Origin of the sequence: Methanococcoides vulcani (genome assembly GCF_900111645.1) — an archaeon.
In the GTDB taxonomy this organism is placed as follows: Archaea; Halobacteriota; Methanosarcinia; order Methanosarcinales; family Methanosarcinaceae; genus Methanococcoides; species Methanococcoides vulcani.
The window spans coordinates 1-3,111 of record NZ_FOHQ01000015.1; the positions used below are offsets into that span (position 1 = coordinate 1).

Consider the following 3,111-nt stretch of genomic DNA (forward strand, 5'->3'; position numbering starts at 1 on the left):
ATTTTCGGGGCCCCAAACCTCGACTGGTGGGCTGTTACGCACTCTTTAAAGGATAGCTGCTTCTAAGCTAACCTTCCAGCTGTCTAGGGCTTAGGACGCCCTTTAGTATTAACACTTAGTCGACACTTAGGGACCTTAACCACGGGCTGGGTTGTCTCCCTTACGGACTACAAGCTTACCCCAGTAGCCCGGACTCCAACCTTCTACGACGACGGTGGGTTCGGAGTTTGACAAGCGGTTGAGGAATTTCTTCCCCGGGACCACCAATCAGTGCTCTACTCCACCGACTATCTCCAGTTAGGTCATGCTGCGACATGTTTTGGAAGGAACCAGCTGATGCCGGGTTAGATTAGCCTTTCACTCCGAGACGCAGGTCACACGAATGATTTGCAGATCAATACCGCTTGCGGTCCTCCACGTAGCTTTCGCCACGCTTCAACCTGCCCACGCCTAGATCACCCGGCTTCGGGTCGTAACTTAGTGACTCCACGCACTTGTATACGCCGCACCTCACCCCGTAAAGGGTTGCGTGCTTGTTGCTTTCGCTTCGGCTTCCCAGATAAAAGGTTAGCCATCGCCACTTAGATACACTCCCTGGCCCGTTCTTCAAAACGTATGATATGACATCGGCATTGGAACTCGTACTACAACCTCGCGGTTGATTCCTTCGATCCAAAGATCCTTTCATGCCATATCGCTCCATCACCATCAGGTTTCAGGCACTTTTAACCTCCCTTTTGGGGGTACTTTTCAGTTTTCGGTCACCCTACTACTTCGCTATCGGTCTCAAGACGTATTTAGTTTTGGAAGTTGGTGCCTCCCAAATTCCCGCGTGATTTCCAACACACGGTACTCAGGAACATTTCCAGTTCCTCTTTTCATTGCTTACGTGACTTTCACACTCTACGGTCTAACGTTCCAGAAAAGTTCAGCTAAGAAAAGGTCGGAACCTTAGAAAGTTCCTATAACACCACATCTCCCTCACATTACTGGAGGGATTCAGTTTGAACTTTGCCGGGTTCATTCGCCATTACTAACGGCATCTCTTCGATTTCTCTTCCTGCCCCTACTAAGATGTTTCAATTCGGGGCGTTCCCGATCATGACTGATCAGCACAAATGTGCTAAGAGGTCTCATTAGGAAATCTCAGGTTCATAGATTCCATGCGTCTACCCTGAGCTTATCGCAGCTTGGCACGTCCTTCATCAGCGCTTGAGCCGAGCCATCCACCTGACGGCATAATTACCAGAGTCCATCTCACTTTGTCCAGTGAGCGTCTGATATGTAATATATACATGATCTCATCATACCTGATATGGGGTATCAGGCACATCCATCCTTCCCGGGCGACATTACTCGCCTGGTGCACTTGATGATTTGTGAATCGTAATGATCCAATGGACTTGCTGGGATTCGAACCCAGGGCCTTCGCCTTGCAAAGGCGACGATCTTCCAACTGATCTACAAGCCCTCGCTCGTATTTCCTCCAGCGAAATCTTGTTTCATTGAAGTGGTTTGCTGAATGTGGCAGTTTATCGATTTCTGACTGATAGCGGTGATCCGCTTTATGCGGATCTTGCTTAGGAGGTGATCCAGCCGCAGATTCCCCTACGGCTACCTTGTTACGACTTAACCCCCCTTGCGAAATTTAGGTTCGAACACGGCACAAAATCCGTGCCCTCACCCATACCTCACTCGGGTGGTTTGACGGGCGGTGTGTGCAAGGAGCAGGGACGTATTCACCGCGCTATGTTGAAACGCGATTACTACGGATTCCAGCTTCACGAGGACGAGTTACAGTCCTCGATTCGAACTACGGCTGGGTTTAGGAGATTGCCATCACCTTTCGGTGTAGGAACCCATTGTCCCAGCCATTGTAGCCCGCGTGTAGCCCGGGAGATTCGGGGCATACTGACCTACCGTAGCCCGCACCTTCCTCTGGTTTAGCACCAGCGGTCCCCACAGAGTACCCATCATCCCGAAGGACATGCTGGCAACAGTGGGCACGGGTCTCGCTCGTTGCCTGACTTAACAGGATGCTTCACAGTACGAACTGACGACGGCCATGCACCTCCTCTCAGCGATTCAGGTAAGGTCTTTAACCTGACCTACATCTTGCTGTCGCCCCCGGTGAGTTTTCCGGCGTTGAGTCCAATTAAACCGCAGGCTCCACCCGTTGTAGTGCTCCCCCGCCAATTCCTTTAAGTTTCAGCCTTGCGGCCGTACTTCCCAGGTGGTTCGCTTCACGGCTTCCCTACGGCACCAGAAACGGTCGCACCGTCCCTGACACCTAGCGAACATCGTTTACGGCTGGGACTACCCGGGTATCTAATCCGGTTCGTGCCCCCAGCTTTCGTCCCTCACCGTCGGACCCGTTCTGGTAAGACGCCTTCGCCACTGGTGGTCCCACAGGGATTACAAGATTTCACTCCTACCCCTGTAGTACCTCTTACCTCTCCCGGTCCCAAGTCTGACAGTATTCCCCGGAAGCCTAACAGTTGAGCTGTCAGATTTCCCGAAGAACTGATCAAACCGGCTACGGACCCTTTAGACCCAATAAAAGTGATTACCACTCGGGCCGCCGGTGTTACCGCGGCGGCTGGCACCGGTCTTGCCCGGCCCTTGCTAACACATGCCGTTTACACATGTGGACAGCCAACATAATATGCTGGCACTCGGTGTCCCCTTATCGCGGTTTCCCGCATTGTAAAGTTTTCGCGCCTGCTGCGCCCCGTAGGGCCTGGATTCATGTCTCAGAATCCATCTCTGGGCTCTTGCTCTCACAACCCATATCCGTCGTAGGCTAGTAGGTACATTACACCCACTACTACCTGATAGACCGCAGATCCATCCTTAGGCAACCGAAGTCTTTGAACCAAAAAGCATTCCAGCATGAATGGTTTATTCGGAATTATCTCCAGTTTCCCGGAGTTATGCCAAACCTAAGGGCAGGTTATCCACGTGTTACTGAGCAGTTCGCTATGTTCACGAAGAACATTTAACTCGCATGGCTTAGTCGAACACCGATAGCAGTAACCTCTGGCAGGATCAACCAGAGTTATTTGTTAAAGCACACAAATTTGGAAGTTAACTAAGAATTGTCGGAAAAGA

General features: G+C 51.3%; 1 tRNA gene and 2 rRNA genes. All 3 read right to left on the minus strand.

Annotated elements, in window-relative coordinates:
• A 23S ribosomal RNA gene (locus tag BMX02_RS11520) occupies window positions 1-1,254 on the minus strand; the annotation flags it as partial.
• 144 nt (window positions 1,255-1,398) lie between these two features.
• Window positions 1,399-1,471: transfer RNA gene (locus tag BMX02_RS11525), tRNA-Ala, on the minus strand.
• Between the two features lie 111 nt (window positions 1,472-1,582).
• Window positions 1,583-3,059, minus strand: a 16S ribosomal RNA gene (locus BMX02_RS11530).
• Window positions 3,060-3,111 lie beyond the last annotated feature (52 nt).